The 26481-nt window shown below is 66.1% G+C and carries 22 protein-coding genes; 7 read left to right on the top strand and 15 right to left on the bottom strand.

Going from position 1 to position 26481, the window contains the following annotated elements:
* Position 1 precedes the first annotated feature (1 nt).
* Genes Y900_RS20460 through Y900_RS20420 form a run of 9 tightly spaced genes read right to left on the bottom strand, consistent with a single transcriptional unit; the run spans position 2 to position 10056 of the window.
* On the bottom strand, positions 2 to 2401 hold the full coding sequence (locus Y900_RS20460) for a CaiB/BaiF CoA transferase family protein (protein WP_036344195.1): 2400 nt from the start codon (positions 2399 to 2401) through the stop codon (positions 2 to 4).
* A 2-nt stretch (positions 2402 to 2403) separates the two neighbouring features.
* On the bottom strand, positions 2404 to 3417 hold the full coding sequence (locus Y900_RS20455) for an enoyl-CoA hydratase/isomerase family protein (protein WP_036344194.1): 1014 nt from the start codon (positions 3415 to 3417) through the stop codon (positions 2404 to 2406).
* Positions 3410 to 4558: a M24 family metallopeptidase gene (locus Y900_RS20450; RefSeq protein ID WP_036344193.1), complete on the bottom strand. Its 1149-nt coding sequence runs from the start codon at positions 4556 to 4558 to the stop codon at positions 3410 to 3412. Before Y900_RS20450 ends, Y900_RS20455 begins: the two co-directional genes overlap by 8 nt.
* Positions 4548 to 5816 (bottom strand): M24 family metallopeptidase, encoded by a 1269-nt coding sequence (locus tag Y900_RS20445; protein WP_036347361.1) that lies wholly within the window; start codon positions 5814 to 5816, stop codon positions 4548 to 4550. Before Y900_RS20445 ends, Y900_RS20450 begins: the two co-directional genes overlap by 11 nt.
* Before the next feature lie 58 nt (positions 5817 to 5874).
* Positions 5875 to 7044, bottom strand: a complete 1170-nt coding sequence (locus Y900_RS20440) for an amidohydrolase family protein (protein ID WP_109751243.1) — start codon at positions 7042 to 7044, stop codon at positions 5875 to 5877.
* Positions 7045 to 7084: 40 nt separating this feature from the next.
* Positions 7085 to 8323 (bottom strand): cytochrome P450, encoded by a 1239-nt coding sequence (locus Y900_RS20435; RefSeq protein ID WP_036344191.1) that lies wholly within the window; start codon positions 8321 to 8323, stop codon positions 7085 to 7087.
* Positions 8324 to 8326: 3 nt separating this feature from the next.
* On the bottom strand, positions 8327 to 8521 hold the full coding sequence (locus tag Y900_RS20430) for a ferredoxin (protein WP_036344189.1): 195 nt from the start codon (positions 8519 to 8521) through the stop codon (positions 8327 to 8329).
* Positions 8522 to 8528: 7 nt separating this feature from the next.
* Positions 8529 to 9194, bottom strand: coding sequence for a TetR/AcrR family transcriptional regulator (locus tag Y900_RS20425; protein WP_036344187.1), 666 nt, complete (start codon positions 9192 to 9194; stop codon positions 8529 to 8531).
* A 46-nt stretch (positions 9195 to 9240) separates the two neighbouring features.
* Positions 9241 to 10056 carry an SDR family NAD(P)-dependent oxidoreductase gene (locus Y900_RS20420; protein ID WP_036344185.1) on the bottom strand — a complete coding sequence of 272 codons (816 nt, stop codon included), beginning with the start codon at positions 10054 to 10056 and terminating at the stop codon, positions 9241 to 9243.
* 176 nt (positions 10057 to 10232) lie between these two features.
* Here Y900_RS20420 and Y900_RS20415 point away from each other — a divergent pair, with 176 nt between their 5' ends.
* The 4 genes from Y900_RS20415 to alr all read left to right on the top strand — a co-directional run bounded on the left by Y900_RS20415 (position 10233) and on the right by alr (position 14934).
* Positions 10233 to 11138: a LysR family transcriptional regulator gene (locus tag Y900_RS20415; RefSeq protein WP_036344184.1), complete on the top strand. Its 906-nt coding sequence runs from the start codon at positions 10233 to 10235 to the stop codon at positions 11136 to 11138.
* An 89-nt stretch (positions 11139 to 11227) separates the two neighbouring features.
* Positions 11228 to 12748, top strand: a complete 1521-nt coding sequence (locus Y900_RS20410; RefSeq protein ID WP_036344183.1) for an APC family permease — start codon at positions 11228 to 11230, stop codon at positions 12746 to 12748.
* A 22-nt stretch (positions 12749 to 12770) separates the two neighbouring features.
* Complete coding sequence (locus Y900_RS20405; RefSeq protein WP_051660175.1) at positions 12771 to 13790, top strand: aminotransferase class IV; 1020 nt, start codon at positions 12771 to 12773, stop codon at positions 13788 to 13790.
* 1 nt (position 13791) lies between these two features.
* Positions 13792 to 14934, top strand: a complete 1143-nt coding sequence (alr, locus tag Y900_RS20400; protein WP_036344182.1) for an alanine racemase — start codon at positions 13792 to 13794, stop codon at positions 14932 to 14934.
* Here the strand turns inward: alr and Y900_RS20395 are convergent.
* Positions 14895 to 16295: a xylulokinase gene (locus tag Y900_RS20395; RefSeq protein WP_036344181.1), complete on the bottom strand. Its 1401-nt coding sequence runs from the start codon at positions 16293 to 16295 to the stop codon at positions 14895 to 14897. The genes alr and Y900_RS20395 overlap by 40 nt on opposite strands.
* A gap of 216 nt (positions 16296 to 16511) precedes the next feature.
* Here Y900_RS20395 and Y900_RS20390 point away from each other — a divergent pair, with 216 nt between their 5' ends.
* Genes Y900_RS20390 through Y900_RS20380 form a run of 3 tightly spaced genes read left to right on the top strand, consistent with a single transcriptional unit; the run spans position 16512 to position 20729 of the window.
* Positions 16512 to 17693 (top strand): cytochrome P450, encoded by a 1182-nt coding sequence (locus Y900_RS20390; protein ID WP_192827532.1) that lies wholly within the window; start codon positions 16512 to 16514, stop codon positions 17691 to 17693.
* A gap of 34 nt (positions 17694 to 17727) precedes the next feature.
* Entirely contained in the window at positions 17728 to 18567 is an 840-nt protein-coding gene (locus Y900_RS20385) for a mycofactocin-coupled SDR family oxidoreductase (RefSeq protein WP_036344180.1), read from the top strand.
* On the top strand, positions 18555 to 20729 hold the full coding sequence (locus Y900_RS20380) for a molybdopterin-containing oxidoreductase family protein (RefSeq protein ID WP_036344179.1): 2175 nt from the start codon (positions 18555 to 18557) through the stop codon (positions 20727 to 20729). The genes Y900_RS20385 and Y900_RS20380 overlap by 13 nt, the downstream gene beginning before the upstream one ends.
* A gap of 79 nt (positions 20730 to 20808) precedes the next feature.
* On the opposite strand, the gene Y900_RS20375 is transcribed toward Y900_RS20380, so the two are convergent.
* The 5 genes from Y900_RS20375 to Y900_RS20355 are packed head-to-tail and all read right to left on the bottom strand — an operon-like array spanning position 20809 to position 26472.
* Complete coding sequence (locus Y900_RS20375; protein ID WP_036344178.1) at positions 20809 to 21630, bottom strand: alpha/beta fold hydrolase; 822 nt, start codon at positions 21628 to 21630, stop codon at positions 20809 to 20811.
* Entirely contained in the window at positions 21627 to 22607 is a 981-nt protein-coding gene (locus tag Y900_RS20370; protein WP_036347347.1) for a cyclase family protein, read from the bottom strand. The genes Y900_RS20375 and Y900_RS20370 overlap by 4 nt, the downstream gene beginning before the upstream one ends.
* A gap of 14 nt (positions 22608 to 22621) precedes the next feature.
* Entirely contained in the window at positions 22622 to 23434 is an 813-nt protein-coding gene (locus Y900_RS20365; RefSeq protein ID WP_036344177.1) for a coniferyl-alcohol dehydrogenase, read from the bottom strand.
* 12 nt (positions 23435 to 23446) lie between these two features.
* Entirely contained in the window at positions 23447 to 24754 is a 1308-nt protein-coding gene (locus Y900_RS20360) for an LLM class flavin-dependent oxidoreductase (protein WP_036344175.1), read from the bottom strand.
* Entirely contained in the window at positions 24751 to 26472 is a 1722-nt protein-coding gene (locus Y900_RS20355; RefSeq protein WP_036347346.1) for an FAD-binding protein, read from the bottom strand. The genes Y900_RS20360 and Y900_RS20355 overlap by 4 nt, the downstream gene beginning before the upstream one ends.
* Between the last annotated feature and the right edge of the window lie 9 nt (positions 26473 to 26481).

Here is a 26481-nt window from a genome sequence, read left to right as displayed (position 1 = left end):
CTCAGTCCGGTGGGGCGGAGCCGATCACTCCGGCTGCCAACAGTTCCTCGATATCGGTGTCGGACAGGCCGAGTTCGGTCAGCAGTTCGTGATTGTGCTGGCCGAGCAGCGGCGCAGGCGCGGCATGGATCGGCGGTGTCCGGCGGGACATGCGAAACGGCATCGTGGTGAATCGCGCCGGCTCGTTCACCGGGTGATCTAGCACTTCGAAGAACTCGCGGGCGGCAAGCTGTTCCAGCTCGGCCTGCCGGTGCGGCTGGCTGACCTTGGCCACCGGAACGCCGGCCGGCCACAGCGCGGCGACGATCTCGTCGCCGGTACGGTCCCGGCACCACGCGCCGAGGTGCCGGTCGACGAAGTCCTCGCGGGGCCGCCGGCCACTCTCGGTGCCGAGGTCGGGATCGGCGGCCCAGTCCGGATCGCCGAGCGCGTTGCGCAGCGCCTGCCACTGCTCGTCGGTTTCGACGGCGATCGCCACCCAGGAGTCGTCCCGGCCGAACTCGTCGATCTCGTTGCTGCGGTAGAGGTTCTGCGGCGATGCCGACGGTCCTCGGTTGTCGGCACGCTGGAGCACCGCGCCATACGCGGAGTACTCGACGATCTGTTCGGCGGCGATGTTGAGCGCCGCATCCACCATCGCGGCCTCGACCAGTGCCCCCTCGCCGGTGCGCCGGCGATGTTCGAGCGCGAGCAGCACCGCGTTCAACGCGTGCAGGCCGGCGTTCGGATCACCGACGGAATACGGTTCGTACGGGTTGCGGTCCGGGTAGCCGGTTAGCCAGCTGATACCGGCGGCGGCCTCGATCACGTACGCGAACGCCGGGTTGTCCCGCCACGGGCCGTCCAGCCCGAAACCCGGCATGCGGCACATCACGATATCCGGCCGAATGCGTTGTAAAGCCGCATAATCCAAGCCGAGGTGATCGAGCACCCGCGGCGTGTAGTTCTCCGCGACCACGTCGGCGGTGGCGATCAGCCGGAGCAACAGCTCACGTCCGCGTTCAGTGCCCAGGTCGAGGGTGATGTCCTTCTTGCCGGTGTTCAGCGCGGCGAAGATCGGCTGCCGCTCCCACCAGTGGTCTTCGGTGACCGGCACCCCGGCGATCATCCGGGTGCCGTCAGGGCGGCGCGCAGATTCGACGTGGATCACCTCGGCACCCAGCAGCGCCATCAGGTGGGTGGCCGACGGTCCGGCCCAGAACGTCGTGAGATCAACGACGCGAATCCCGCTGAGCGGCAATCGATCCTGAGCGGTGCCGGGCTGCCGTCGCGTGCGCGGCGCATGGCGATGCCGGTAGGTGTGCTCCCCGAGTCGGGGCGCGGGTGACGGCGGCCGCAACTCGACACCGGTGATCCGGTAGGGATGGCCCGGTTGGCGGAAGCCGGCCGGGTGGGTGACGAACGTCTTCCTGGCGACGAAATGCTCCAGCGACTCGATGGCGTCGGGGCTCGCGACCGGCGCGTTGGGGATGCGGAACGCCGTGGCCAGCTCACGGACCTCGTCACCGGTGTGCTCGGCCATCCAGGCATACAGCTCGTCGGCTTTCTCGCTGGCCTGCTCGGTGATGCTCACGGGCGCGTTCTCGTCGATCCACTCCTCGTGTCCGATCATCGCGCACAGGTCGAACCACTGCTGAGCGGTGCCACATCCGACGTCCACCAAGCCGTCCTTGACGCGGGCGACGCCAGGTACGGTCAGCCTGCGGGCGTCGCGCCAGGGCCGCCCGAGCATGTCGGAGTAGGTCACCGGGTAGTAGGTCAGGCCCATGACGTGACTTTCCAGCATGGACAGATCGATGAGATCGCCGGCGCCGCCGGCCAGCACCTGCATGCGGGACGCCAGGATCGCCGCACTGGCGTACGCCCCGGACAGATAGTCGCCGACCCGGCCGCCGACGTAGACCGGTGCGCGGTCCGGTGCGCCGCGGCCCAGCCCGACGATGCCGCCGGACCAGGCCTGAAGTGTGAATTCGGTTGCGGGGCGGCCACTCCACGGTCCGTCCAGACCAAACGGTGTGATTGCGGCGACGATCAGGTGCGGGTGGGCGGCGTGCACAGCGGCAGGCGTCAGCGTCGGGTGTTCGGCCAGCGGCGAATCCGGTGACCAGACGAAGGCGTCGGCGCCGGCCAGCAGGTCACCCACCCACCGCAAATCCTCGTCGAGGACCGGGTCGGCAACCACGCTGTGCTTGCCACCGGCCAGAAAACTGAACAGCGCGCCGTCCTCGTGTGGTCCGATCCGCGCTCCTGAGGCCGACCATCGCCGCAGCGGATCACCTTCGGGCGCCTCGACTTTGATGACGTCGGCGCCGGCGTCGGCGAGCAACTTGGTGCAGTACCCGCCGGGGATGCCGGTGGACAGATCGACCACGACAAAGCCGCTCAGTGGTGAGTCGGTCATCGCTACTTCTTCTTCTTCGTCTTCTTGGTCGCGGTCTTCTCTGCCTTGGTCTTCTGGGCCTTGACTTTCGCACGTCCGGACTTCGACAGGCGCCACTCCGGTGGGAACTTGCTGTCGTTGTCCTTCACCGCGCCCGCGAGCCCCGAGTCGAGTCCGGCGTGCATGTCGAACTCGTCCTCGTCGCGTGCGGCCGCGCCACCGAGCGACTCGAACGTACTGCCGAGCAGGCTGCCCAGGTACTCGCCCTGGAACTGCTTGAACACCTCGAAGAACATCTTCTGCTGAAAAACGGTGTCGGTGGGCCGGTTTCGCGCGCAGGCCAATGCATACCGACTGACCTCGTCTTCGAGTTCGTCCCGCGACACCACGCTGTTGAGGAAGTTGCACTCGTACATCTCGGCGGCGGTGAACGGCCGGCCGGTGTACACCATCTCCTGGAACTTGCGGATGCCCATCATCTGGGTCCACCACCACATCCGCGGGCCCCAGCCGTAGTAGCGGAACGACGGATGGCCGAACAATGCGTCGTCGCTGGAGATCACCAGGTCAGCATCGGCGGCCTGGTAGAAGTGCCAGCCGTAGCAATATCCCTTGACTTCGAGGATCGAGATCTTCTTGAAGTCCTGCAGTGTGCGGATACCCGACTGCGGGCTGGCGTACCAGGCGCCGACCGAGGCGCCGCGGCGATATGTTCCCTGCGGCGGGTATTCGACCGTGCCGGGCGGGATCCGGAACTCCCCGAGCCGGGGGCCGGTGTCCTCGTCGTTCTGCAACTCCATGAACTCGGGGAGGTCGGCACCGCTGCCGAGATCCTCCCCCACGCCCCGGATGACGACGACCTTGACCTGGTCGTCCACTCCGGCCTGGTACAGCAGGTCCGAATACCGCAGGCGCGCCGCGGCGGTCGGCGCATTGAGGTACTCGGGCCGGTTGAAGGTGATCGTCGCGATCTTGGTCTTCGGGTCCTTGTCGTAGAGGATGATCTCCTCGGCCGACGGGCGTTTCGTCTCAGCCATTGCTCGTAGCGACGCTCGCCGCGGCGCTCCACGCCGGACTAGACGTCAGTACCTCGCACCCGTCAGCGGTGATCAAGACAGCGTCGCGCGTGATCACCGAGCCGACCGACTCCTGCCAGACATGGGCGGCGACGGCAAGCACCATCCCTTCCTCCAACAGTTCAGCCTCGGCGGTGGCCCGCAGCTGCGGCGAGACGACCGGCGGGTCGAAGCCCAGGCCGAGGCCGTGCGCCACCGGCATGACCGGTAGTCGCTCACCGGCGTGAGCGTAGGCATCCAACAACGCGCTCGTCGCCATGCCGGGTCGGCACGCCTCGACCAAACTGTCCCACAGGGCATCTCGGCGCCGGTAGAGCGCGCGCACGGCATCGGTCGGATCGCCGACATAGAGCGTACGGGCCACCTCGGCGACATATCCGTCGGCCAGCACCCCGGCCGACAACACCACCAGGTCGCCCTCGCGGATCGCATCACCGCCCTCGGCGCGTCGCCACGGATGCTCCTTCGACGTCACCCAGGCGGCGTCTTGGGTGGCCGGGGTGCTCACTCCACCGGCGGCCTCAGCCTCCAACACCACAGCGGTGATGGCCTTCGTGGTGGTCCCCGCTCCGAGCGCCGCCGCACCCGTGGCCAGACCCTCCTCGGCGATCGCCAGCGCGTGCCGCAATACCTGCAGTTCCTCGGGAGTCTTGACGCGGCGGGCAGCCTGCATGGCCTGCTCGGCGTCCACCAGCTCCGCGTTCGGGAACGCCATCGGCAGCAGTTTGGCGAAAGTCGGTGTCAGGGCATCTGTCCCGACTCGACGCGCGGTGTCGGCGCCCTTGATGTTCTTCAGTATCTCGACCAATGTCATCGGGTTCCATGCGAACCCATACAGATTCTCGTGCGGGATCTCCTCGGGGATACCCTCATCCCACGTGCTGTTGAGATGGATCTCGCCGGTGGCGCGCACGAATTCGCAGATCGGACCGAACGGGCGAGTGCCGACCACCCACAGCTGCGGGGCTCCGGAGATATAGCGGACATTGGCCTGACGACCCAGCACAAGCACGTCGAGGTCGTGGGCCTCCATCTGGGCCAGTGCGCGCTCGCGACGGCTGAGCCGCAGAGCCCGGGCATCAGCCTCGATCTCAGTTCCCATTGGGTACCTCGTACGGGTCGTATGGATAGGCGGTCAGCGGCATCCAGCCATCATCGGTGACCACGACGATCTCCTCGCCGCGGTAGCCGCCAGTGCCGTCCTCCCACACCACCGGCTCGAACACCAACAACATTCCGGCCGGAAAGACAAAGTTGTCGTCCCAATCCTGACCGAGATCCGTTCCGATCATTGGCATTTCGGCCGCACTCGTTCCGATCCCATGACCGAGGTAGAAATGCGGCAGCCACGGCTTCTCCCCGCCGGCAGCGGCGATCGCCGCACGTCCGAGGTCACCACAGGTGGCGCCGGCCTTGGTCACCGCCAGCACCCCGTCGACAATTCGGCTCCATCTCTCGAACTGGTGCTGCTGTGCCCGGGTCGGCTCCTGACCGACGATCCAGGTGCGTCCGTGATCGGAGCAGTAGCCGTGGTAGGAGATGGACACGTCGGTCCACAACACGTCGCCTTGTGCCAGTTCGCGTTCGGTCGTCAACAGCGGCAGGGCGAGATCGCCTGTCGTCGTCCAGGTTCCCTGCGCCTTCGATGTGGGCATGACCTGCCAGATCGAGTCGAACATGTTCGTGGTCGCGCCGAGTTCGAAAGTGCGACGGACGAATTCGGCAGACAGGTCGATCTGGCGAGCACCGGGCGCCAGAGACTTGTGAATCTCGGCGACCGCCTGTTCGGTGATCTGGCAGGCACGCCGGACGCAAGCTATCTGGTCGACGGTCTTGACCAGTTTCGCCGCACCGACCACAGGGGCCGCGTCCACCGGCGCGCTGGGGAACAGCGCCCCGCCCGCTCGTCGCATCGCCCCGGTCAACTCATCGGTCGCGACCGTCGCGCCCGCCGGGACCAATCCGGCGAGGATCTTCGCGAATTCCCCTACCCCTTCGTCGAATTCGAGGTAGATCGGCCCATGCAGATGGTCATCGGGCAGGCCTGACTCCATCGCCGCCCCCTCGCGGAACGGCAGGAACAGATGCGGGTGCTCGTCGTCGGCCAGGACCACCGCCACCGGCCGTTCGACATGCGACAACCCGGCGTCCGCCAGCGGCCAGCTGATACCGGTCGCGTAGATGACGTTGCCGTTGCCCAGTAGCACCAGTGCGTCCACGCCCTGATCGGCCATCGCGGCATGCAGCCGCGCGCCGACTTCGCTGCGCATCCGGTCGAAGTCGGGTTCCTGCGGAATGTCCAGCGACGCGTACCCGGTCCGGGCGATCTGGACGACGCCAGACTGGGTCGATGTCGTCATCAGATCCATGATTCGCTCGCAAGCTCGCTCATCATCCATGATTCGCTCGCAAGCTCGCTCATGCGATCCCCAGGAACTTCTGCACGTTGGTGCTGACTAGCTTCACTGCGGCCTCGGGGCCCACCGTCTCCACCACCGATGCCAGCGACTTCTCCGAGTAGCCGAACGTGCTCTCGTTGTGCGGATAGTCCGACGACCACATCACGTTGTCGACGCCGATCTGATCGATCAATTGCAGCCCCAGCGGGTCGACCATGAACGACGCGCTCATGTGTTTGGACCAGTAGTCGCGCACCGGGTGCTCCAGCTCGTGATTGAACATGTGTCGGTAGGAAGCCAGCATGTGCTCGGCGTCCTGCAACGCGGTGGGCACCCAGGCGATGCCCCCCTCGAACCAGCCGACCTTCAGGCTGGGATGCCGGTCGAGGATTCCGGAGAACACGTACTTGGCGAACTGCTCGCGAAACGAGTCGACGTTGACCATCATGCCAACCACCACGCTGTTGTTCTGGCACGGAGTCTTCGGCGGCGTCTCGCCGATGTGGTGGCTGACGGGTACGCCCGATGCTTCGATCTCGTCCCACACGGCGTCCATGTCGGTACTGCCGTAGTCGTAGATGTTGCCGTCGTCATCCTTGCCGGGGTTCAGCGGAAGCAGGAACGTCTTGAGCCCCAGCGCTTTCAGCTCCTCCAGGGTGCTGCGCGTGCCTTTCGGGTCCCACCAGTTGATCAGCCCGACGCCGTAGAAGTGGCCGTTGGAGCACTCCTGCAGATCTGCGATGTGCTCGTTGTAGATCCGGAACACCCGCTCCCGCAACGACTTGTCCGGGTAATGAAATAGGGCGAGTACAGCGTTCGGAAAGGCGAGTTCGGTGTCGATGCCGTCCTCTTTGAGCTCGCGGATACGCGCCTCAATGTTATTCGACGCCGCGCCTGCGAGGTCGTCGTACTGCATCAGCACCCGGCCGAAGTCGCCCCCGGTCCAGGCCTTGCCCTTCATGCCGACCATGTACGCGCCGTCCTCGTACCAGATCCGGGGGGCGGCACCCTTGAGTTCCTCGGGGAATCGATCGTAGAAGATGTCGTCGGCAACCGAGATGTGGTTGTCAGCCGAGAAGATCTCGGTACCGGCCGGAAGTCCCACGACCCCACCGGTGGAATTGCCGTGGCGGTTCTTCGGCGCACCGAAACCTTCCGGCGGATACAGCGTGGCTTTTGCGCTGGTCATTCTGGTCTCCATTCGGGGCTGTGGAACGTGTATTCGGTGGCTACCAGGTAACGGGGACTTCGTAGACGCCGTAGGCGAGGTGGTCTTCCGCGAACGGCACCTCGTCGAACGGGATCGCAAGTTTCATGTCTGGCATGCGGCGCAGAACGGTGGGGAACACGATCTGCATCTCGGCACGGGCCAGCTGCTGGCCGACACATTGGTGCCTGCCGTAGCCGAATCCCAACTGCTGACTGGCATCACGAGTCAGGTCCAGCGTGCCCGGGTCGGGGTACATGGCCGGATCCCAGTTGGCCGGGGCCAGATCGAGGATCACGCCCTCGCCGGCCTTGATCGTCTCTCCCCCGATCTCGATGTCCTCGAGGGCCACCCGGCGCTGGCCGGTCTGGATGATCGACAGATACCTCATCAATTCCTCGACGGCATTCGCGATGAACTTCGGATCGTCCGAATCACGAAGCAACGCTGCCTGTTCGGGGTTCTCCAGCAGCGCGAGGAGGCCGAGCCCGATCATGTTGGCCGTGGTCTCGTGCCCGGCGATGAGCAATCCTGTGCCCAGCTGCGCGGCTTCCTTGACGTCGATCTCGCCGGCTGTGACCCGTTCGGCGAGGTCGGAGATGGCGTCCTCGGCGGGCTCTTCCTGCTTCTTGCGCACCAGGTTGATGAGGTACTGGTGCAGACTCATTGCGCCCTTCTGCATGGCGTCGGCCGCGGCGTAGCGGGCCAGGCCGGCGTTGGCGTGCTCCTGGAAGAACTCGTGGTCCTCATAGGGCACGCCGAGCATGTCGCTGATGACTCGGGTCGGCACCGGCAGGGCGAGCTTGGCGACCAAATCGGCGGGCTGCGGTCCGGCCAGGATGTCGTCGATACATTCATCGGTGACCTGCTGGATGACTTCGCGCAACGTCTCCACCCGGCGGAAGGTGAACGGCTTGGACAGCATTCGCCGGAACCGGGTGTGCTCCTCGGCGTCGGATGTGAACACCGAGCGCGGCCTCTTGTCGACCGTGGCACTCATGTGTTCGTTCCAATGCGGGAAGCCCGGGTTGCGGTCGTCGACGCTGATCCGAGAATCGGCGAACAGCGTTCGGGCGGCTTCGTAGCCGGTCACCAGCCACGGGGTGCTCCCGTCCCAGATCCGCACCCGCGACAGCGGCTTGGCCTCGTTCATCGTGAGCAGCCCAGGCGGCGGAGCGAACGGGCAGCGCGCCTCACGTGCCATCGGATACTCCGGGGCGGTTGCCGCCTCGGTCGGGTCAGACGTCAATGTGTCCGACATGCCTCACTCCTCGACGTAGATGGCTTGTGCGGGACAGGCCGCGGCCGCCCGGCGTGCGTTGTCTTCCTGGTCGGCAGGCGGATTGGTTTCGAGCAGCACCACGACACCGTCGGAGTCGCGCTGATCGAAGACCTCGGTCGCGTTGAGCACGCATTGGCCGGAGGAAACACACTTGTCCTGGTCGACGGTGACCTTCATCGTGGTACTAACCTTGTCGTGTCACGGGGGCCAGCCACAGTCCGACGATCGCGTCGACCAGTCCGGAAGCGGCTGTGCGCCAATTGGTCAGAGGCAGAGCTGAACCCTCGGCGAGGGCACGTTCATATTCCGCACAGGTATGGATCAGCAGATTGCGGCCCATGATCTTGCGCTCGACGCGGACATGAGCCGGCAGGTCCGGCAGGCAGCGATTGATGCCCTCGAGCACCGTGATCAGAGCGGGCAACGTGAGCGCGTCGCGACTGACGGTCTGCTGGTAGGCCGGGTCAGCCATCACCTGTGCGGCGAATCGGGCATACCAGGTGGGGTTGCCCAGCTCCGTCAGGTGATCGGTCAGCGGTAGCACCAGGCATTCCACCCAGTCCCGGAGCTCCGTGCTGTCGGCCATCGCCGCAACCCGTTGCTCGCGAAGCCGTTCCACCGGTATGGCGTGCTTGTGCTCGATCGCGCGGACCAGGTCGGTCTTGGTGCCGAAGTGGTAGCCGACGGCCGCATTGTTGCCCTGCCCGGCCGCTTCACTGACCTGACGGTTGGACACCGCGAAGACGCCGTGCTCGGCAAACAGCCGCTCGGCGGCGGTGAGGATCGCTTCGCGGGTCAGGCTCGCCCGATCGGTGCGGGTGCTCCCGGAAGGGGTGGTGGCGGTGGTCATCGCAGCCCAGTCAACGCCGTGATCGTGATTAAGTCAAGCGATTGATTTAAGAATCCGCCGGCCTTTTCTTCTTCGGCACCGGCTTGCCCGCCGCGGTTCCGCCGTCGACCGGCAGAACGGTGCCGGTGACGTACGGCGACCGGTCGCCTGCGAAGTACAGGATCGCTTCGGCCACGTCCTCAGCGGTTCCCTCCCGCTCCAGCGGCCGGTCGGCGCGCATGGTCGCGCGAATGCCCGCTTCGAACTTCGCCACCTGCTCGGGATCCATGCCGTGCGCGGACTTCGACACGATGGCCGTCCGAATGTGGCCGGGCGCAAGGCAGTTCACCCGGATCTCATGGTTGGCGAGTTCGATCGCGGCGCACTTGGTGAAGTGGATGACCGCGGCCTTGGACGCCCGATAGGTCATCACACCGCCGCCGGCCTGGATTCCGCCGATGGACGTCAGGTTGACGATCGAGCCGCCGCGTTCCGTCATGTGCCGTGCGGCATCCCGGGTTCCCGCCATCACGGCTTTGACGTTGACGGCCATCACCTGCTCGAAATCCTCGAGGCCGTCGTCCAGGAAACTCCGGTGCATCCTTCCGGAGACGCCGGCGTTGTTCACCATTACGTCGAGGCCACCGAACTTCTCGACCGCAGTATCGATGAGGCGGGTGAGCTGCTCGGTGACGGCGACGTCGGTCGGAAGAAACAGCGCTTTCTCCCCGTGCCGCGCGGCCAGCGCCTGCCCCTGTTCGGCGTCGATGTCGCCGAACACGACGATCGCGCCCTCACCGAGAAATCGCTCGACGATGGCGGCCCCGAGCCCCGCCGCACCGCCGGTCACGACCGCGACCTTGCCTGCCAATTCGTTGCCCATGACGGCCCAATCCCTCTCGTCCGCACGCCGATCCGGTGCGCGTTCGCAGTCAACTCGCAGTCCGCGTGGTAAGTCAAGCGCGTGATTTAAATAGGCCGATCTCGCCGAGACCGACGCACACTGGAAGCTCGCAGTCAGTCTCGAGCCAGGAGGGCACCACGAAAGTCGATGTCACGTTGCGCCAGTTGCGGTACTTCGCGGTCCTTGGCACCGAGCTGAACTATCGGCGCGCCGCCGACAAGCTGTTCATCACCCAGCCGGCGTTGTCGACGGCGATCAAGCAACTCGAGCTCCACTTCGGTGTCGCGTTGTTCACCCGCAACACCCGCGAGGTCGCGTTGACGGATTTGGGCGCGGCGTGGCTCCCCCAGGTGCAGCAGGCGCTCAGCGGTGTCGACGCCGTGGTCGCCAACCTGGTGACGATGTCGGGAACACAGCAGGGCGTCTTGCGACTCGGCTATCTGATCGGCACCGGAGCAGATCTGTTGTTCCGCATCGTTCGGCACTTCGAGGCGGCGCACCCGGGCGTGGTCGTCGAACCCAGCGAGTACGACTTCGCCGACCCCACCGCGGGTCTCGGCGACGGAAGCACAGAGGTCGCGCTGATCCGGCCGCCGGTGGATCTGCCCGATCACCGGATGCTTCTTCTGGACGCCGAGAGCTGGGTGGCGTGCCTGCCCAGGGATCACCGGCTGGCCACCCGCCCCGAGGTCGACATCACCGACCTGCTCGACGAACCGATCGTGTGCGCCCCGATGACCGCCGGCGTCTGGCGCGACTACTGGCTGGCGATGGACGTGCGCGGCAACCGGCCGCCGTCCATCGCCGGCATCGCCGCGACGTACGAAGCCGAGACCACGATGATCGCCCGGGGCCTCGGGATCAGCTTCACGACATCCTCGGTGGCGCATTTCTACGACCGGCCCGGAATTGTTTACGTGCCGATCACCGGGCGCCCGCCCAGCTACACCGCACTCGCGTGGCACCCTGCGCGACTGTCTCCGCAGGCAGCGGCGCTGGTCTCGCACGTTCAGGAGCACTGGAACTTCGGCGAGGAACCCGCTGATAATCCACGTTTATAAGTCCATTGAAATGTGGAACTTCCGAAACCGTTCACGGCGCGTTTTCCTGGCTTCAGTTGTTCTATGAGCCGCCCTGACCTGGAGTGACCATGACCGATGCGCTGACCCCCTCCACTCATTCACCGTTACCGCCCCCAGCCCGTCCGGGCGAAAGCGAGGACGCCCGGCTCGCCGAGTTCGGCTACCAGCAGCGACTTGACCGGTCGGTGGGCTCCCTTGCCTCGTTCGCCATCGGATTCGCCACCATCAGTGCGACGACCGCGGTCTTCACCGGATTCGGCGCCGGCTATTTCACCGCCGGCGGCCCGTTCGTGTGGACGCTGCTGCTGGCCGGAGTCGTCTTCTCGCTGTGGGCCTTCATTGCGGCCGACCTGACAGCCAAGATTCCGCTGGCGGGTTACGCCTACCAGTGGACCAGCCGGATCAACGGCCCCAGCCTCGGCTGGTTCACCGGGTTCGTCGCCCTGCTCGGCTGGATCAGTGGCATGACCGGCGTCGGATTCATCTTGTCGGGCTACCTCGGCGGCCTGTTCGGCTGGAACATGACGCAGAGCGAGCAGATCCTCGTCGCCATCGGCGTGGTGTTCCTCTGCGTGCTCATCAACATCTACGGCGTGCGCTTCGCCACCATGGTCAACAACATCGGCGTGAGCCTGGAGCTGATCGTCACCGTCGGCGCGACACTGTTGGTGGCGATCATCGCGTTCTCTGCCCCCGACCACCACCAACCCATCTCGGCACTGTTCACCGGCGGTGAATCCGGCGACAAGGACTCCTACGCGGTGGCCTGGCTGGCCGCCGCACTCGGCCCGTTCTTCGGCCTGATCGGCGTGGAGTCCGGCGCCGACGTCGCCGAAGAGACCAAGAACGCCCGCCACGTGGTCCCGCGCACCATGTTCTACGCACTGGTCACCTCGATCGTGATCGAACTGCTGATGTACGTCGTCTACGTGCTGGCGATCCGGGACGAAGCGGCCGTGCAGGCCAATTCGGCCGCGCCGATCGAGGAGATCATCAACCAGCAAGCCGGGCCGGTCGTCACCAAAATCGTTGTCGCCGTTGCGCTCACCAACATCCTGGCTTGCTTGCTGTCCAACATCCTGGTGGCCACCCGGCTGACCTACTCGATGGCGCGGGACAACATGCTGCCGGCCTCCCACCTGTGGCGTCATGTCTCGGCCAAGAGCAAGACCCCCACGTATGCGGTCATCGGTCTCGGGTGCCTGTCCACCGTGTTGCTGCTATCCGCTTTGGTCAACGAGAAGGCGTTCAACTACATCCTCGGTATCGCCTCACTGTTGTTCTTCTCGGTCTACATCCTGCAGACGATCGGCCTGCTGGTCGGCGTGCGCAAAGGCACCATCCCGCAGGGCGAACCGGGCACCTTCGATCTGGGCCGCTTCCGCGTACCGGTCTACGTCACCGCGCTGGTCGTGTTCCTCGCCGTCGCGATGGCGCTGATATTCCTGCCACAGTTCGCCGGTAATGGCTGGGTGTTCCTCGGCATCGTCGCGGTCGGCGCCCTGTGGTGGGGCACCGGACTGCGTGGTCGGCTCAGCCGCGGCGAGGCCGGATCAGACTTCGCCCGCACCCACCTGGTCAACGACTAAACCCCGAAAAGGAATCACGCACATGACAATTCACACCGAATTCGCCACCAGCAATCTGGTCAGCGTCGAGCCCGGCGCCATCCGCGAGGACACCCCGCCCGGGTCGGTCATCCAATACAGTGACTACGAGTTGGACTACTCCACCGAATTCGCAGGCGGCGCCGCCTGGATCGAAGGAGAGTACGTGCCGGCTTCGGAGGCCAGGATCTCCATTTTCGACACCGGCTTCGGCCACTCCGATCTCACCTACACCGTCGCGCATGTCTGGCATGGCAACATCTTCCGGCTCGGCGATCACCTGGACCGGCTGCTCGACGGCGCTCGCAAGCTGCGACTCGACCCGGGGATGAGCAAGGAGGAACTGGCCGACATCACCAAGCGCTGCGTCGCGCTGTCGGGACTGCGCGAGTCGTTCGTCAACCTGACCGTCACCCGCGGCTACGGAAAACGCAAGGGTGAGAAAGACTTGTCCAAACTCAACCATCAGGTCTACATCTACGCGATCCCCTACCTCTGGGCATTTCCGCCCGAGGAACAGATCTTCGGCACCACCGCGATCGTGCCGCGCCACGTCCGGCGAGCCGGCCGCAACACCGTGGATCCGACCATCAAGAACTACCAGTGGGGTGATCTGACCGCGGCCAGCTTCGAGGCCAAGGACCGCGGCGCGCGCACCGCAATCCTGTTGGACGCCGACAACTGTGTGGCCGAGGGGCCGGGCTTCAACGTCGTGATCGTCAAGGACGGCAAGCTGTTCTCCCCGTCGCGCAACGCGCTGCCCGGGATCACCCGCAAGACGGTCTTCGAGATCGCCGACGCCATCGGCATCGAAGCGACCTTGTGCGACGTGACCAGCCGCGAACTCTACGATGCCGACGAGCTGATGGCGGTGACCACCGCGGGCGGCGTGACGCCGATCGTCTCACTGGACGGCGAGGCATTCGGCGACGGCCGACCAGGCCCAATCACGGTGGCGATCCGGGATCGCTTCTGGGCGTTGATGGACGAGCCGTCGCCGCTCATCGAAGCCATCGACTACTGACGTGGCGGCCGTCGAGGCCGTCGTCGACCTGGGCGCGATCGCCAACAACGTGCACGTGGTGGGCGACCGTGCGCGGTCCGGTGTGATGGCCGTGGTGAAAGCCGACGGCTATGGACACGGCGCCACCCAGGTCGCGCGCGCGGCGCTGGCGGCCGGTGCGGCCGAGATCGGGGTTGCCACGGTCGACGAGGCCCTGGCGCTGCGCCGCGGTGGGGTGTCCGCCCCAATCGTGGCCTGGCTCCACACGCCCACAACCGATTTCGCCGCCGCGATCGCCGCGGACGTGGAAGTGGTGGTGTCCTCGGTCAATCAGTTGTCGGCGGTGGTGGCGGCAGCCGAATCCGTGGGCGCCGCCGCGACGATCGGGGTGAAGGTCGACACCGGTCTCGGACGCGGCGGCGCCGCGCTGCCGGAGTGGCCGCAGCTGTGCGACGCAATCGCCACATCTGCGGCATCCGGATCGGTGGTGATGCGGACCGCGATGACACACCTTGCCAGAGGCGATGAACCGGACCACCCGCTGAATACTCGGCAGGCGGCACATCTGGATGACTGCGTGGCAGATCTGCGCCGGGCGGGCACACCCGCGCAGGTGGTGCACGTGTCGAATTCGGCTGCCGCACTGACTCGCCCGGACCTGTCCCGCGATCTGGTCCGCGCCGGAATCGCCATCTACGGGCGCACCCCCGTTCCACAGCTCGGCCATTTCGGTCTCGAACCGGCGATGACGCTGACGGCCGAGATCGCGCTCGTCAAGAAGATCTCGGCAGGACAGGGCGTTTCGTACAACCACACGTGGATCGCGCCGCGCGACACCACGATCGCGGTGGTGGCCTGTGGCTACGCGGATGGTGTCCCTCGGGTGCTGTCGGACGGGTTCGCGGTCATGATCAACGGGCGACGATTCCCCAGTGCGGGACGAGTCTGTATGGACCAGTTCGTCGTCGACCTCGGCGCTGACAGAACCGACGTGACCGAGGGTGACCGGGCGGTGTTGTTCGGGTCGGGCATCACCGGCGAGCAGACGGCCGCGGACTGGGCACGCGCGGCGGGCACGATCGACTACGAGATCCTCTCCGGTGTGCGAGGGCGCACCGTGCGGCGCTATCTATCGCGGCCCAGCGTCAGCAGGCAGGCATCCTGATAGCGCTCCATCACCGTTGGAGTCGGCTCGGCCTCATAGACCACGGACCGGACCGACGACCACGCCGGGCAGTCGCCGCCGTTCAGCGTCCACGCCGCCTGACGGGCGGCACCGAGGGCGACGTACTCGGCCGGTTCAGGCACCGCGACCGCCATGGACAGCACGGCCGGCGCGATCCGCCGGACCGCTTCGGAGCGCACCCCGCCGCCGACGATCATCACCCGTTCGGTGCCGACTCCCTGCTCGGCGATCTTGTCCAGACAGAATCGCATCGAGGCGAGTAATCCTTCGACGGCAGCTCGGGCAATGTTGGCCGGCAACAGATTACGACTGGTCACACCGTGCAGCGCACCGGAGGCGGCGGGCAGATTCGGTGAGCGTTCGCCGTCGAAGTAGGGCACCCAGATCAGGCCGTCGGCACCGGCAGGCGCACTGAGCGCCAGGCGGGAGAAGTCCTCGAGGGTCACCCCCAGCATTTCCGCGACCGCGGCCAGCACCGGTGCGCCGTTGAGAGTGCACACCAGCGGTAGATACCGGCCCGTCGCGTCGGCGAAGCCGGCAACCAGCCCGTGTGAGTCACGCGGCGGCGCTTCACTCACGGCGCTGACCACTCCGGAGGTGCCCAACGAGACGACGCAGTCACCGACGCCGGCGCCGAGCCCCAATGCGGCGGCGGCGTTGTCCCCGGCGCCAGGCCCCAACACCGCGCCGGTGGCGGTCTGGCCAGCAGGCTCGTGCGGACCCAGGACCCGTGGCAGTGCCGGCCGGCGGCCGCGCATGGCGGTGGTGAGCACATCGTCTCGATACCCACCGGTCGCCGCCGAGTAGTAGCCGGTGCCGCTGGCGTCACTGCGGTCGGTGCACAACTCACCGATGTCGGTGGTACCGCGCAGTCGCCAGGTCAGCCAATCGTGTGGGAGACACACCGCGGCGGTCGAGTCGGCGTTGCCCGGTTCGTGGTCGGCCAGCCAGCGAAGCTTGGTGACGGTGATCGCAGCGACCGGCACGACGCCGATCTGATCGGCCCACCAGGCAGCTCCGCCCAGTTCTGTCACCAGTTCGGCGGCGGCCGTACCGGAGCGGGTGTCGTTCCACAGCAAGGCGGGCCGCACCACCGCGCCACGCCGGTCGAGGCAGACCAGGCCGTGTTGCTGGCCACCGACCGACACCGCGGCCACGTCGTCGATGCCACCGGCGTCGGCGATGCTGCGCTGGAGCGCATCCCACCAGAGCTCGGGGTCGACCTCGGTGCCCGGGGGATGCGGGGTGGTCGCCGACCGCACGACCGCACCAGTGGCGGCATCACAGATCAGGACCTTGCACGACTGGGTGGACGAGTCCACGCCGGCAACAAGAGTCACCGCCGGGCCGTCAGGTGTGGGCGTCGGTGCGTCACTCCCCCATTGAACCCGTCGCCACCCCGGCCGATCAAACACTCAGCCCCGCTAAGCGAGCGGGATGAGAACGATGTTCTCTCACTTGGCCAGCAAAGCTGACGCAAACCGCACATGGGATTGACACTTTTTCAACGCAACTGCAACAGTTGCTCTCACCGAGGCCCATGGGAGGACATTCCGGTGACAGTCAGTGCCGACAGAGATCTTCACTACGACCCCTATGACGTCGACCTCAACATCGACCCGTTTCCGGTCTTTGCGCGGATACGCGAAGAGGCGCCGTTGTACTACAACCCGGATCTCGACTTCTATGCGCTGAGCCGCTACGACGACGTCAACAAGGCCGTCATCGACCACGAGACCTTCATCTCCGGGCGCGGCGCCTTGCTGGAAATCATCAAGTCCGGCATGGAAATTCCGCCAGGGACTTTGATTTTCGAGGATCCGCCGATCCACAACATCCACCGAAATCTGCTGTCGCGGGTGTTCACGCCGCGCAAAGTTGCCGCGCTGGAACCGCAGATCCGCGAATTCACCACCCGCTGCCTGGATCCGCTGGTCGGTACGGGCCGGTTCGACTTCGTCAACGACCTCGGCGAGCAGATGCCGATGCGGGTGATCGGCATGCTCCTCGGCATTCCGGAGGATCGGCAGCGCGCGATCACCGATCACGGGGAGGCGACCCTGCAGAAGAAGGAAGTCGATCTCCTGGCCACCGGCGAGGTGTTCGCCGAGTTCATCGACTACCGGCGCGATCATCCGTCCGATGACATCATGACCGACCTGCTCAATGCCGAGTTCACCGACGAGACCGGCACTGTTCGGCGGTTGCATCGCGAGGAACTGCTGCTGTACTTGACGGTCATCGCGACCGCCGGTTCCGAGACCACCACCCGGCTGATCGGCTGGGCCGGAAAAACCCTGGCTGAATACCCCGATCAGCGCCGCGAGCTGGCCGAGAATCCGGCGCTGATCCCGCAGGCGATCGAGGAGATCCTCCGGTGGGAGCCCCCGGCACTGCAGCTGGCCCGTTACGTCACCCGTGACGTCGAGTACTACGGGCAGACCGTCCCGGAAGGTTCGGCAATGCTGTTGCTGCTCGGTGCGGCCAACCGTGACCACCGTCGCTTCGCACCGGACGGCGAGGTCTTCGACATCCACCGGGAACTGAAGTCCCACATGACGTTCGGTGGTGGGACCCACTTCTGCATGGGCAATGCGCTGGCCCGGATGGAGGGCCGCATCGCGCTCGAGGAGATTCTCAAGCGCTTTCCCGAGTGGGACGTCGACTGGCCGAACGCAATCAAGTCAGAGACGGCCGCGGTCCGCGGTTGGGCCGCCATGCCCACGATCGTCTCCTGAGATCCATCACTACGACACAGAGGACTGAACAACCATGGCAGGACGGGTAGAAGGCAAAGTCGCGTTCGTCACCGGCGCGGCTCGCGGGCAAGGCCGCGCGCACGCCGTGCGGCTGGCATCGGAAGGCGCCGACATCATCGCGGTCGACATCTGCAAGAAGATCGACACCGTCGACCTGATCGCCGCGTCGACGCCGGAGGACCTGGCCGAGACCGCTGATCTGGTCAAGGGTCACAACCGGCAGATCTACACCGCCGAAGTCGACGTCCGCGACTACGACGCGCTCAAGAACGCAGTCGACGCGGGGGTAGACGCCCTCGGCCGCCTCGACATCATCGTGGCGAACGCCGGCATCGGCAACGGCGGCCAGACGCTGGACAAGACCAGCGAGACCGACTGGACCGCGATGATCGACATCAACCTCGGCGGCGTCTGGAAGACGGTGAAAGCCGGTGTGCCGCACATCCTCGAAGGCGGTCGCGGTGGATCGATCATCCTGACCAGCTCCGTCGGCGGACTCAAGGCCTACCCGCACACCGGGCACTATGTCGCCGCCAAGCATGGCGTGGTCGGCCTGATGCGCACGTTCGCCGTCGAGCTGGGAGCGCAGAACATCCGGGTCAACTCGGTACACCCGACGAACGTCAACACCCCGCTGTTCATGAACGAGGGCACGATGAAGTTGTTCCGTCCCGACCTGGAGAACCCGGGCCCGGAGGACATGAAGGTGGTCGGGCAGCTGATGCACACCCTGCCGATCGGCTGGGTGGAGCCCGAGGACATCGCCAACGCGGTGCTGTTCCTGGCCTCCGACGAAGCCCGCTACATCACCGGCGTCACACTGCCCGTCGACGGCGGCAGTTGTTTGAAGTAACCCCCACACCGCCGCAGACCGTCCATACGTTCTGCCGGTACTGCCTTGCCTCGTGCGGTGTCGAGGTCACCGTCGAGGCGGGTCGGGTGGTGAAAATCTCTGCGGACAAACAGAATCCGCACAGTTGGGCCGACTTCTGCGCCAAGGGCCGCACCGCCGCCCAGTTGGTCGAACATCCGCGCCGCATCACCCGTCCGATGCGGCGGGTGGGCGACGGTTACGTCGAGGCGACGTGGGAGGATGCGGTCGCCGACATCTCCGTGCGGATGTCGGCGATCATCTCCGCAGGCGGACCGGATGCCGTCGCCACCTACACCGGCAACCCGTCCGGCTTCTCGTCGTCGAACCTGTTGTTCATGACCGGCTGGCTGGACGCCATCGGCAGCCAGAACCGCTACTACGTCGGCTCGGTCGATCAGAACGCGTTGCACGTCGTGGCGCAGGCCATGTATGGGTCGCAACTGTTCGTTCCCGTCTCCGATATCGACAACTGCGACTTCTTCCTACTGGTGGGCGCCAATCCCGCTGTGAGCGCCTGGAATTGGGTGGAGACGGTGCCGGGCGGCTGGAAACGGGCGCTGGCACGGCAGCGGCAGGGCGCCAGGATCGTGGTGGTGGACCCGGTCCGCACCGAGAGCGCTGAGAAGGCTGACACTCATCTGGCTGTCCGCCCCGGCCAGGACTGGGCGCTGCTACTCGCCATGGTGAAGGTGATCCTCGACGATGGCCTCGAGCACCGTGACGACTGCCGCGACCTCGCCATGGGGATGGCCGCACTGCGCGCGCTGGCCGCCGACGCCGACCTCGACGACCTGGCTACGCGCTGCGGTATCCCCCGCGCCGAGATCGAGACGTTGGCACGAGATTTCGCCGCCGCGCCGGGCGCCATGGCGATCACCCGCACCGGGGTGTCACTCCATGTGTCCGGGACCATCGGCGAGTGGCTGGGGCATGTCCTCAACGTCATCACCGGGCGGATGGACCGGCCCGGTGGGCGGCGCTTCGAGCGTGGGTACGTCGACGCACTGAAGTTGGCGGCGTTCGCCAAGCCGGTGGACCACCTCAGCCGGGTGCAGGGCCGGCCCATGGTGGCCGGTCATCACGGACTCGACGAATTGCCCGGCGAAATCACCACTTCCGGGGCGGGGCAGATCCGCGCGATGGTGATCAATGCGGGCAACCCCGTCATCTCCGGACCGGACGGCGCGCGCCTGGATGCCGCGCTGGAGCAGCTTGATTTGTTGGTCGTGATCGACTTTCTGCAGCGCGAAAGCCACCGGCACGCGCACTGGCTGCTGCCGGCGGCGCACTGGCTGGAGCGGGACGATCTGCTGGCCCTCACCAGCGGCCTGCACGACGAGCCCTACGTCCACTACGGGCGGCGGGCCGTCGACCCACCAGATGACGCTCGCGAGGAGTGGCGGCTCTTCCTGGATCTCACGCTGGCGATGAAACGGCCCTTTCTCGGGATCCGGGGTGTGAACGGGTTCGTGAAAGCGACGCGGGCGCTGGCGAGGGTGACCCGCAGGCCGTCACTGGCATTCGGACCGCACTGGATCGACCGGATGATCATCGCATCGAGTCGCGGGATCAGCTGGCGCGCTGTTATGGCGCATCCGCACGGCTGGGTGTTCGGCAAGCGCGAATTCGGCCACCTGCGAAAGGCGTTGCGCACCGAGGACAAGAAGATTCGCGTTGCGCCCGCAGAGTTCGTGGCACGCACCCACGAATTGCTCGCCGAACCACATCCGGTGGCACCGGCCGAGCGTCCGTTCCAGCTGGCGAACAGCCGGCGCCGGCACTCGATGAACTCGTGGCTCAACGACATTGACGGCCTGCACCCGTCGGGCAAGGACAACCACGCGGTGATCAACCCGGACGATGCGGCCGCGCTGGGCGTCGCGGACGGGGACCGGGTCAGGGTGTTCTCCGACATCGGTTCGATCGAACTCACCGCCGTGCTCAGCGATAAGCCCCGACCCGGCGTCGTGATCGTTGACCACGGCTGGGGCTCGCGGGTGTTCGACCCGCGCGGCGGTGCCGAGCCGATGTCATTCGGCGTCAACCGCAACCTGCTCGTCGACGGCTCCCCCGTCGATCCGCTGTCGCAGACGCCGGCATTGAGTTCGGCGTTTGTGGGTGTGGAGCGGGTCAGGCCCTGACCCTTTCCTCTTCCTCGCCCAAACCGACGTTTCGCCGGAGAGGTGCGAGTAGAACGCTGCGCAACGTCGATTTCGGCGACTACACCTCGGCGAAGAACCCGAGCAGCAATTCGGCGAGTGCCTCGGGCTGCTCGATCTGCGGGCAGTGCCCGGCATCATCGATCACCGCCGAACGGCCCGCAGTGATCTGCCCGGCGATCTCGGCGGCCCACCCTGAGGGCAACAACTTGTCGCCGGCCCCTTCCACGACCAGTACCGGCACCGCGATGCGCTCGTAGGCGCGTTTACTGGACGGCGTGGCCGGCGCCTCCACTCCCGGTCGCCGAAATCTGGCTGCCGCCAGCGACTCCCAGGCTCCGGGGACCACGCTCGACTCGTAGCGTCGTCGCACATAATCCTCGTCGACGGGGTACGACGCGTCGAAGAACAACGCCTCCACGATCGTCCGCATGGCCTCGAATGTCGCGTCGTATTCATACAACGCCGTGGTGTGCCGGTTCTTCTGGATCTCACCGCCGCCGCAGATCGTGACCGCGGTGCGCACCGGCAGCACCGGCGACGCCGAGGTCATGTCCACCAACAGGTTGATGGCACCCATCGAGTTGCCGACGAAGTGCGCCGAGTCGATGCCCAGCAGAGCGCAGAACCGGGCGATGTGCCGGATTCGCATACCCCGGCCATCGGTGAAGTCGACGACCTTCGCCGACTCACCGAAACCCAGCATGTCCGGGGCCAACACCCGGTAGCGCCGGGAGAGCTCGGGAATCAGTCTTTCCCAGGCGATTTCGGCGCTCACCCCGAACTCGCCGCCGTGCAGGAGTATGACCGGCTCGCCCTCCCCCGCCTCGAGGAAGTGGGTGACCAGCCCGTCGACGGCGAGGGTCCGATGCTGAATGCTCACTTGATCGCGATCGGGTTGACGGGTGATCCGACAGCGCCGGTGACGCTCAGCGGCGGCGCGACGAGCTGGAATTCGTAGCGTCCGTCGGCCGCGCAATCGGCGGCCAGTTCGGTGAGATTCCAGTACTCGCCCAGCATCAAGCCCATATCCCGCAGGCACAACATGTGCATCGGCAGGATGGCGCCGTCGACACCGGACGCCGGGTTCTCCACCATCAGGTTGTCGGCCGCCACCGCGGCGACCTGATGATCGGCCATCCACGACGCGCACGTCCAGTCCAGTCCCGCCCCGGGTTCCTGCCCGTCACCGGTCTCCAAAAAGCGCGCCCACCAACCTGTTCGGATCAGCACGATATCGCCTGGTTCGATCGTGACGCCCTGCCTGCGGGCCGCCTCGTCGAGTTCGGCCGGCGTGATCGGCTCGCCGAGCTCACAGAACGTGGGAACCCCGCGCAGCGTGACGATGTCCAGCAGCACACCGCGGGAGGTGATGCCCAAGCCGGCGACCTTGTCGATGCCCAGGTAGTACGCGCCGAGACTGGTCACCGAATCCGCGGGAAAGCCGTTGTACAGCTTGTCCTCGTAGTACACGTGCGACAGCGCATCCCACTGCGTGGCAGCCTGCAGCGGCATGATGATCATGTCGTCGTTGAATCGCATCGGCCCAGCCGTGGAATACCCGCTCAACTGGACAGCCGCCGGATTTCGCAGCCACGAGGGCCCGTACTCCAGCAATGTATTGGCGTCGCCGCCGTCGATCGTCATCACATGAGTGGGGTTCTGCCGGTACTGGAACGCCCCCTGCGGGCCGGACGACCCGAAGTCGACGCCGAGCGGAAATACCCTGCCGTGCTTGACGGCTGCGGCCGCCTGCGCGATCTTCTCCGGAGTGATGAAGTTCAGGGTGCCGAGCTCGTCGTCGTCGCCCCACCGTCCCCAGTTACGGACGTCATCGGCAACCCGACGGAAATCGCTCATACTGTCCACGCCGGTCATCCCCTCTCGTAGTCGGCGGCCTGGCGGGCCGCGATGTTGCCGCCGTCGGCCCAGATGACCTGACCGGTGATGTAGCCGGCCGCCCGGCTGCCCAGGAACGCCAGCACCGCCGCCTGCTCGGTCGGGTTCGACACCCGGCCCAGGGGCTTGGGGATGTCGTCGAGCCGTTCCTGCCCGTAAGCCGACCGCAGCTGATCGAGGATCGGGGTCTCGGTGACACCCGGTCCGCTGCAATTGATCCGGATGCCCTTGGCGCCCAGCGCCACGGCATTGGTGATCGCGTAGCCGATGATCGCCTCCTTGGACAGCCGGTAACCGCCGTCGGCCAGCGCGTCGGGATTGTCGTGGCACCACTCGATACCTGCTGCCATCGACCCCGTCTCCAACAGGCCGGCCGCCTGCGGCAGATTCTCACGGTAGTTCGCGGCGGCCAGCGACGACACGCAAACGATTGACGCGCCGGCTGCCAGCTGCGGAAGCAGCGCCTCGGTGAGGTGGCGGGTCCCCAGGAAGTTGATCGTCACGACCAGCACGGGGTTACCGATCCCCGATGACACCCCGGCCACGTTGAACAGGGCGTCCACGGGGCCGCCGACCGCGTCCACCGCCCTGTCGATCGAGCCTGCGTCGGCCAGATCGATCTCGACGAACTCGTTGACCCCGCTCGCCGGACGGCGCACATCGAGGCCGACCACCTCGGCGCCCAGGTCAGTGAGCTGATCGCACAGCTGCGCGCCGATTCCTGACGCGCAGCCGGTGACGACCGCCCGGCGGCCGTCGTACCGCAGCAGATCATCGATGTGGGCCATATGTTTCGCGGCCTACTGGGCCCCTCGCTTCTCCTTCTCCAACTGTGCGGCCTTGACGCGGCCTTCGTTGATCTCAGCCATCGCCTCGGGAATCTCACCTGCGGTGAACTTTCCGCCCCGGCCGGTCGGCAGCCCGCCGAAGGCGTAGGTCTCGTCGAACAGCGGAGCCTCCGACGGCTGGCGGCGGGCCTCGACCTTGTCGATCACCGGCGCCAGGCGCTCGGCCTTGTCCTTGACCGCCTTCTCGTCGCGTTCGATGAACTCGGGCAAGATCTCCTTGCCCATGATCTCGATGGACTCCATCGTGCCCTCGTGGCTGCGCGGGTTGAGCAGCAGGATGATCTCGTCGACGCCGCTGGCCTCGTAGCCTCGCAAGAACTCGCGCACCGTATCGGGGGAACCGATTGCCCCGCGGCCCGGGCCGTACGCCAGCGTCGGGTCATCCTTCACCGCGTTCTGGTACAGCTCCCACACCCCGGTGCGGCCGGGCGTGTGCATGCCGTTGATGTAGTAGTGCATGATGCCGAACGAGAAGAAGCCGCCGCCGATCCCGATCCGCTTGAGCGCCTCCTCGTCGGTCTTGGCCACCATCATCGACAGGTCGCCGCCGATCGCGAGCAGGTTCGGATTGATCGCCGGGGTGACGGGCGTGCCCTGCTCCTCGAACTCCTTGTAGTAGCCGTCCACCCGCTCCTTGAGCGCCTCCGGGCCGGTGTAGGCGAAACTCAGTGCGCCGATGGCCTTCTGGGCGGCCATCTGGACCGACGACGGACGGGTGCAGGCCACCCATACCGGCGGGTGCGGGCTCTGCAGCGGCTTCGGGACGACGTTGCGGGCCGGCATCTGGACGTGCTCACCCTTGAAACCGGTGAACGGCGCCTCGGTCATACAGCGGATCGAGACCTCGAGCGCTTCTTCCCACATGGTGCGCTTGTCGGCGGGGTCGATATCGAAGCCACCCAGCTCGGCGACCGACGAGCCCTCGCCGGTGCCGAATTCGACACGACCGTTCGACAAGTGGTCCAAGGTCGCGACCCGCTCGGCGATGCGTGCCGGATGGTTGATCGGCGGCGGCAGGTGCATGACGCCGAAGCCGAGCCGAATGTTCTTGGTGCGCTGGCTGGCTGCCGCCAGGAACATCTCCGGGGCGGTGGAGTGGCAGTACTCCTCCAGGAAGTGGTGCTCGGTGAGCCACACGGTGGAGAAGCCGGCCTTGTCTGCGAGCTCCACCTCGTCGAGGCCATGCTGGAACAACTGGTGCTCGTCGTCCTCGGACCACGGCCGCGGTAGCGGAAACTCGTAGAACAGCGAGATCTTCATGCGGTTACCTCTCGATTGGAATTGTGGGAGATGTGTTCTGCTGCGACGTATCCGAACGTCATAGCGGGTCCGATGGTGGCTCCGGCGCCGGCGTAGCTGCGGCCCATCACGGCGGCCGAGGCGTTTCCGGTCGCGTAGAGACCACCGATGGCGCTGCCGTCCTCGCGCAGCACCCTGGCGTGCTCGTCGGTGAGCAGGCCGCCCGAGGTGCCGAGGTCGCCGAGGATGATCTGGAACGCGAGATACGGCGCCTTGCCCAGCGGGGCCAGGTTGGGGTTGGCCAGCGTGGGATCGCCGTAATAGTTGTCGTATGCGCTGTCGCCGCGATTGAAATCGTCGTCGTGGCCCCTGCGCGCGAGCTCGTTGAACCGGTCTGCGGTGCGCTGCAATGTATGCGCGGGCACTCCGATCTTGGTCGCCAGCTCGCCGAATGTATCAGCGGTCTTGACGATTCCGGAGTCCAACCACGCCTGCGGGATCTTGCGGCCGGTGGGTACCGGCGCGAACGGAACCTTCGGAATCGGCAGGTGACCGCCGACCACGTACCGGTGGAACGACGCGATGTCGGTAATGAGCCAGCACGGGATGTGTTGCACGCCGCTGCGCTGACCCTCGATCATCGCGTGCGCAAAATCCATATACGGCGCGGCCTCGTTGATGAACCGCTTCCCGGCGCCGTTGACCACGAACTGCGCCGGCATCATGCGCTCGTTCAGCATGAACTGCAGGCGGCCGTCCGGCCAGCACATGGCCGGGAACCACCACGCCTCGTCGAGCAGATCGGTAGCGGCCCCCACCTTCTCCCCCGCCCGGATACCGTCACCGGTGGCCACGGGATTGCCGAAGCTCCAGTCCTTTTCCAGCACCGGGAGATGTTCACGGCGCCAGTCCATGTCGTGATCGAATCCGCCCGAGGCCACCACCACGCCGCGCCGCGCCGCGATGCGCACGGGCTTGCCTGCCCGCTCCACCACGGCCCCCACGACGTTTCCGTCGAGGTCGGTGATCAGCTCGGTCATCGGCGCCGACAGCCACAGCGGGATGTCCTTCTCTTTGAGCGCAAGACGCATCCTCGCCATCAGGGATTGCCCGATGGCCGCCATCCGATCTCCGAATACCCGGGCCCGGAACATCCGCCAGATCAGCTTGAGCAGCACGGCCTTGCCGCGCCAGTTCTGCCGGACCTGGTAGAACAGCCGCAGGTCCTTGGGAGCGAACCAGATTCCCTTGGGAGCCAACGCCAGTGGCGCGAGAAGGTTCGACTCCTCGTCGCCGAGCTTGCGCAGGTCGATCTCGGGCACGTTGATGGTGCTGCCCCGCTCGGATCCACCCGGCAGTTCGGGGTAGTAGTCGGCGTACCCCGGCTTCCAGACGAATTCAACCCAGTCACTGGAGTTTTCGAGGAACTCCATCATGTCGGGGGCATTGTCGACGTAGGCGCGCAGCCGTTCGTCACTGACCAGACCGCCGGTGATGGTCTTGAGATAGGTGAACACTTCGTCGGGATCCGGGTAGTAGCCGGCTTTGCGCTGCGACGGTGCCCCGGGTACCCAGATGCCGCCGCCGGACAGTGCCGAGGATCCGCCGAATTTGGGCGACTTCTCCACGATCAGGGTGTCGAGCCCCAACGCATCAGCGCGTAGCGCCGCGGTCATCCCGCCGGCGCCGGAACCGATGACGAGAACGTCGACCGAATGATCGAAGTGGTTGTCGCTCATCTGCTGTTG

The organism is Mycolicibacterium aromaticivorans JS19b1 = JCM 16368 (assembly GCF_000559085.1).
Classification (GTDB): Bacteria; Actinomycetota; Actinomycetes; order Mycobacteriales; family Mycobacteriaceae; genus Mycobacterium; species Mycobacterium aromaticivorans.
This window is presented reverse-complemented; position numbering and strand designations above follow the sequence as displayed.